Raw genomic sequence first — 6,528 nt, 5'->3', positions numbered from 1 at the left:
CGGCCGGCTCGCCGGACCTGGGGGCCGCGGTCCCGGCCGCGGCCCTCGACGCGCGTGCCCGTGACCCGCTCGCCTGGTGGGCGGCGTACGTCTCGGCCGTGGCGCCGCCCGTGCTGGAGCTCTACTTCACGCACGGCGTGATCCTGGAGCCCCACCTGCAGAACGTCCTGGTCGGGCTGGACGGCACCGGCACGCCCCGGGAGGCGGTCTTCCGCGACCTGGAGGGCGCCAAGCTCGTCGCGGGCCGCCACGACCTCGCCGGCGTGGAGCCGCGGGTGGCGCGGGCGCTGACATATGACGCCGAGCGCGGCTGGGCCCGGGTCGTCTACTGCCTGCTCGTCAACCACCTCACCGAGATCGCGGCCACCGTCGCCGGGCCCGGCGGTGACGGGCTGCTGCGCGAGCTGTGGCAGGCGGCGCGGGAGATCCTGGCCGGGCAGGCCCGCGACCTCGGCGGGCCGGCCGCCCTCTCCGACCTGCTGGCCGGGGCGCCGCTTCCCGCCAAGGCCAACCTGGGTGTCCGCTGGGCCCGCGCCGCCGACCGAGCGGCCGGCTACGTGCCGATCGCGAACCCGCTCGCATGATCACCGCGAGCATCCGCGAGGCCGCCACCCGGCTGGGCGACGCCCCCGCCTACCTCTACGACCTGCCCGCCCTTGACGCCCACGCCGAGGCGGTCCGGCGGGCGCTGCCCGGCGTCGAGCTCTACTACGCGGTCAAGGCCAACCCCGATCCCGAGCTGCTGCGCGTGCTGGACCGGCACGTGGACGGGTTCGAGGTGTCGTCGGCCGGCGAGCACGCCCACGTCGCCGCCCTGCTCCCCGGCCGGCCGCTGGCGCTCGGAGGTCCCGGCAAGACCGACGCCGAGCTGCGCCTGCCCCACCACCGCATCCACGTGGAGTCGCCGAACGAGCTGCGCCGCCTGCTCGCCACCGGCCTGGAGGCCGACGTGCTGCTGCGGATCAGCCCGGACCTGCCCGTCGAGGGGGCGGCGCTGACGATGAGCGGCCCGTTCGGCATGGACGAGGCGGGCGTCGAGGAGTGCCTGCCGCTCTTCACCGACCGCGTACGGCTGCGCGGCCTGCACGCCCACCTGGCCAGCGGCCTGGACGCCGCAGAGCTCCTCCGCCTGGCCGGGCGGCTGCTGGACACCCACCACACCGAGGTCAACCTGGGCGGCGGCATGGCCGTCTCCTACACCTCACCGATGGAGAGGTTCGACTGGGCCGCGTACGGCAGGGGCCTGGCCGGGCTGCGCCGCGACGGCAGGCGGGTGCGGATCGAGCCGGGCCGGGCGCTGACCGCGTACTGCGGCTTCTACGCGACCCGCGTCGTGGACGTGAAGCGGGTGCGCGGCGAGACGTACGCGATCGTGCTCGGCGGCACCCACCACCTGCGGACGCCGGTCACCAAGGGGCACGACCAGCCGTTCGCCGTGCTGCCCACCGGCGGCGGGCCGGGCGTGGCGGCGGAGCCGGTCACGTTCGTCGGCCAGCTCTGCACCCCAAAAGACGTTTTCGCCCGAAATATCGTCACTTCGGTGCGAGTGGGGGACACGGTGGTGTTCGCGATGGCCGGTGCCTACGCCTGGAACATCTCCCACCACGACTTCCTCATGCACCCCCACCCCGGCTTCCACTACCTGCGGAGCTGACCGGCACCGACTCGACGAGCGCGAAGAGGCCGGCGGCGTCGAGCAGGTCGACCGGCCGGACCGTGCGGTTCGCGCGCACGTAGTGGAAGGCCGCGCTCACCTGGTCGAGGGGCACCCCCGCGAGGTGCGACCAGGCCAGCCGGTAGGCCGCGAGCTGCACCGACGCGGCACGGGCCGCCTTCCCCTTCGGCGGCTCGCCGGTCTTCCAGTCGACCACCTCGTAGCGCCCGCCGGGCAGCTCGAACACGGCGTCCATCCGGCCGCGCACCAGCCGGTCGGCGATCATGGTCTCGAACGGCACCTCCAGGTCGAGCGGCCGGCGCTCGGCCCACTCGCTCCGCTCGAAGCTCTCCTGGAGCTCCGCCAGCCGCACGTCCGACTCCTCCACCTCGTCGACCAGGTCCAGGTCGAAGTCGTCGAGCAGCCGCTGCTGGTCCCAGCGCGTCTCCAGCCACCTGTGGAACGAGGTGCCGCGGCGCGCCAGCGGGGCGGGCTTGACGGGGACCGGGCGGCGGATCCTGCGGGCCAGCTCGCGGGCGTCGGCGGCCAGCGTCACCAGCGACGACACGGTCAGCTTCGACGGCAGCTCGACCGTCGTGGCGCCGCGCCGCCGGCGCAGCTCGCGCTCGCGGAGCAGCAGGTCCGTGTCGCGTTCCCAGGCGCGTACGCGCTCCTCCTCGAACGAGCGCACCGGCCCGTCCTCCGCGGGCGCCAGCGTGCCCGCCAGCGCGTCCTCCACCAGGCGGGCGCCGTCGAGCACCGACTCGTAGCGCAGGCCCTCGGGCGTGAGCGGCCAGACGGCCTCGGCGGGCTCGGCCAGCAGCGGGTTCGTCGCGCCGTCGGCGAGCTCGGGCGCCCAGAACGCCACCTTGTCGGCGGTGTCGCGGATCTCCAGCAGGAAGCCGGACGGCTCCAGCGGCTTGGAGGCGCTCCCCCAGCGGTAACCGGAGGCGATCAGGTGGTAGTGGGCCCGGGTGACCGCCACGTACGCCAGCCGCCGCTCCTCCATCAGGTCACGCTCGCGGCAGCTCTCGTCGAACACGGCCAGCTCCTCCTTGCCGAGGCCGGTCAGCCGGGGCAGATCGGCGGCGTCGCCGCGCAGCGGGTAGGGGAGCTTGCGCGGGTTCTCGGTCCAGCGGCTGTTGGTGACCGGCGTGGCGGGGAACACGCTGCCGGTCGCGATCGTCCCCTTGGAGCTGACGAGCTGCGACAGGCCCGGCACGACCACGATCGGCCACTCCAGGCCCTTGGACGCGTGCACGGTCATGAGCTTGACGCTGTTGCTCTCGCCGACCCGGCCCGCCTCCAGCCCGAACTCCTCGCTCTCGGCCGCCTGCAGGTAGGCGAGGAACGCCCCCAGCGTCGGATCCTCGGAGTCGCCCGCGAACCGTGACGCCGCGTCGAGGAACGCGTCGAGGTCGGCCCTGGCCGCGAACGCGCTGACCGTGCCGCCCCGCGCGGCCACCTCGATGTCGAGCCCCAGCCTCCGCTCCACCTCGGTGATCAGATCGGGCAGCGGCTGCGCGGTGTGCGCCCGGAGCTGCCGCAGCTCCTGCGCCAGCGCCACCAGCCTGGTCCTGGCCAGCGGCGAGAACGACTCCAGCCACTCCTCGCGGTCCGGCAGCTCGTCCAGCGCGTCCACCAGGCTGCCGCGCTCCTCCGCCAGGTCGGCCACCACCTGGTCGAGCGGGTCGCGCTCGCGACGGCCGTCGCGCGCCTCGCGGGTCAGCTCCCTGGCGTACTCGCCCAGCACCCGAAGGTCCGCCGGCCCGATCCGCCAGCGCGGCCCGGCCAGCAGCCTGGCCAGGGCGTCGCCCGCCGTGGCGTCGTACAGCACCCGGAGCGTGGCCACGATGTCGTTGACCTCGGGCACGGTCAGCAGGCCGCCCAGGCCCACCACCTCCACCGGGATGTCGCGCTCCTCCAGCGCCCTGCGCAGCGCGGGGAACTGCGAGCGCTTGCGCGCCAGGATCGCCACGTCCTGGGGCTGCACGGCGGGCGTCTTCTTGCGCTCGCCCTCGCCCCACGGCAGGCCGTCGGGGGCCACCTCCTGGCCGAGGATCCGCGCCAGACCGTCGGCGATCCAGCGCGCCTCGTCCTCGGCCGTCTCGTGGAAGGCGCAGGTGACGCGGCCCCGGTCGACCCGGTTGGGGCCGGGTACGAGCACCGGCACCTCGCGGGCCTCCATGCGGAGCGGGAGCTGGACGCGGGCGGCGACGTCGAGCACCCGGTCCCCGTTGCGGAAGCTGACGCTGAGCTGCCGCACCTGGGCCGGGTCGCCGGAGCTCGTCCGGAAGTCCGCCGGGAAGCGGCGCAGGTTGCCGGCCGAGGCGCCGCGCCAGCCGTAGATCGACTGGCAGGGGTCGCCCACGGCGGTCACCGGATGGCCGTCGCCGTACAGGCTCCTGAGGAGGACGAGCTGGGCGTGGCTGGTGTCCTGGTACTCGTCGAGCAGCACCACCGAGAAGCGGGATCGCTCGATCTCGCCCACCTCCTTGTGGTTGGCGGCGATCCTCGCGGCCAGCGACATCTGGTCGCCGTAGTCGATGACCTCCCGGCCGCGCTTGAGCCGCTCGTACGCCTCGACCAGCGGCAGCAGCTGCTCCCTCGCCGCCTGGACGCTCACCGGGCGGCGCTGGGCCAGCGTCGGCCTGCCGGGGAGCCCGCCGTACCGGCCGTCGAGCCACTCGCCCACGCGGCGCACGTCGGCGGCGCCGCGCAGGTGCTCCGACAGCTCACCGGCGAGCTCCAGCACGGCGGCGGTGACGGACGGCGGGCCGAGCTCGATCCGGTCCATCGGCCCGTCGTACATGGCCACCACCCTGGAGGCGAGCTGCCACGAGACGGCCGGCGTGACCAGCCGCATGGTGGGCTCCAGCGCCTCGCGCAGCGCGTGGTCGGTGACGAGCCGGGCGGCGTAGGCGTGGTAGGTGGAGACCGTCGGCTCGTTGTCGAGCAGCTCGGGCTCGACCAGGCCGGCCTCGGCCAGGCCGTTCAGCCGTTCCCTGACCCGGGTGGCCAGCTCGGCGGCGGCCTTGCGGGTGAACGTCAGGCCGAGCACGTTCTCGGGCCTGACCAGGCCGCCCGCGACCAGCCAGACGACCCTGCCGGCCATGGTCTCGCTCTTGCCGGAGCCGGCGCCAGCCATGACGACCATGGGTTCGAGGGGGGCCTGGACGACCTCGGCCTGCTCGGCCGTCGGCGGCAGGATGCCGAGCTTGCCTGCCAGTTCGGCGGGGCTCAGCACACCTGCCCCCCGTTGTCGTTGACCGGGCAGCTCGCGCGGGCCGCGCAGGTGCGGCAGCCGTCGTTGACCTTGGCCTGGAAGTACGGGCCTGACATGCCGATCGCGACGGTGTCGACCAGGTCCCTGGCCCAGCCGGGGTCCGGGTCGTCGGCGAGCGCGCCCTGCCTCTGCTCCACGGCGTCGTTGCGGCCCGCCGCCTTGCCGAGCTGGACGAGGGCGGCGCCGCCAGGCTCCGTCATGCCGTGCCTGGCGAACGCGCCGAGCAGTGCGGCGAGCTGGTAGACGCCGAGCTGCGGGTGGCGGTCGAGCTCACCCGGCCTGGGCTTGGAGCCGCCGGTCTTGAGGTCGATGATCACAGCTCGGCCCTCTGAGTCGCGCTCGACCCGGTCGACGCGGCCCTTGATCTGGACGCCGTCGCCGACGTTCGCCGTGAACGCCTCCTCCAGGGCGACCAGCTCGCGGGGGTTCTCCTTGTGCCAGCGGAGGAACTTGGCGATCATCTGCTCGGCCACCTGGCGCTGCTTGCGGTTGAACCAGACGCCGCCGAAGTCGAGCTCGTTCCAGATCTCGTCCAGGCGCCTGCCCAGGAGGTCCTCGCTCGGCACGTCGGTGGCGGCGAGCACGGCGAGGGCGTGGATGATCGTGCCGAGTCCCTGCGCGGTGCTGGTGCCCGCCGCGCCGACCGCCGTCTCCAGCAGCCAGCGCAGACCGCACTTGGTGAAGCTCTCGACGGCCGACGGGGAGATGCGGACGGTGTCGTCGGGCCAGCTCAGCGGGCGGTCGTCGGTCATCGTGGTCAGGGCGTACCAGTCGTTGGGGTGGGCGCCCTGGACGCCCGCGGCGGCCAGCCTGGCGAGCTGCTGCGCGGCCTTGCGGCGCACCTTGGCCGGTCTGGTGGGGTCGGTCACCGCGCTCCTGAGGTCGGCCACGAGGGCCGGCATGTTCAGCCAGCGCGCCCGGTCGTCCACCGTGGCCGCCTCGACCGCGCCCGGCATCAGCTCGGCCAGGAACCTGGAAGGCCGCTCGTCGGTGTCCTCCCCGCCGACCGCCGTGACCACCAGCCTGCGCCGGGCGCGGGTGGCGGCCACGTAGAACAGCCTGCGCTCCTCCGCGAGCAGCTTGGAGGCCAGCGAAGCCGCGTCGGGCCGGGTGCCCTCGACCAGCTCGACGAGGTCCTCCACGCCGAGCATCGAACCGCGCAGCCGCAGGTCGGGCCAGACGCCCTCCTGGACGCCCGCCACCACGGCCACGTCCCACTCCAGGCCCTTGGACCGGTGGGCGGTGAGCACCCGCACCGCGTCCCCGTCGGGCGCCCGCTCGGCCAGCGTGTCACCCGGGATCTCCTGGGACGCCAGGTCGTCCAGGAACACCTCGGGCCCCGCCTTCGGCATCCGGTCCACGAACCGCGCCGCGTGGTCGAACAGCGCCACCACGGCGTCGAGGTCCCTGTCGGCCTGCGCCCCCCTCGCCCCTCCGGCGAGGCTCAGCTCCGTCCACCGCTCGGCCAGGCCGCTCGCCTGCCAGACGGCCCACAGGACGTCCTCGGCGCTGCCCTGGGCCCGCACCGCCTCGCGGGCGGCGGCGAGCAGCCCGGCCACCCGCTCGGCGGGCAGCGCGACGTGCGGCT

4 protein-coding genes are annotated in these 6,528 nt (G+C 74.6%); 2 read left to right on the top strand and 2 right to left on the bottom strand.

Features of this window, described 5'->3' with window-relative positions:
- On the top strand, positions 1–584 hold a 584-nt coding region (locus DQW85_RS29920; protein WP_240197511.1), incomplete at its 5' end, for a ferric iron reductase.
- On the top strand, positions 581–1,654 hold the full coding sequence (locus DQW85_RS29915; RefSeq protein WP_113703175.1) for a type III PLP-dependent enzyme domain-containing protein: 1,074 nt from the start codon (positions 581–583) through the stop codon (positions 1,652–1,654). The genes DQW85_RS29920 and DQW85_RS29915, both read left to right, overlap by 4 nt.
- Here DQW85_RS29915 and DQW85_RS29910 read toward each other — a convergent pair.
- Positions 1,614–4,901 (bottom strand): ATP-dependent helicase, encoded by a 3,288-nt coding sequence (locus DQW85_RS29910; RefSeq protein WP_113703174.1) that lies wholly within the window; start codon positions 4,899–4,901, stop codon positions 1,614–1,616. The two genes, DQW85_RS29915 and DQW85_RS29910, sit on opposite strands and share 41 nt — an antisense overlap.
- Positions 4,895–6,528: UrvD/REP family ATP-dependent DNA helicase (locus DQW85_RS29905; RefSeq protein WP_162795485.1), on the bottom strand; the 1,634-nt coding region annotated here is incomplete at its 5' end. The genes DQW85_RS29905 and DQW85_RS29910, both read right to left, overlap by 7 nt.

The organism is Nonomuraea lactucae (genome assembly GCF_003313395.1).
Classification (GTDB): Bacteria; Actinomycetota; Actinomycetes; order Streptosporangiales; family Streptosporangiaceae; genus Nonomuraea; species Nonomuraea lactucae.
The sequence above is the reverse complement of the archived record's forward strand: the minus strand, read 5'-3'. Positions and strand labels throughout refer to the sequence as shown.

Bases quoted from the DNA above. Each gene is read 5' to 3' on its own strand.
- DQW85_RS29915 (WP_113703175.1), top strand. From the start codon at position 581: ATGATCACCGCGAGCATCCGCGAGGCCGCCACCCGGCTGGGCGACGCC.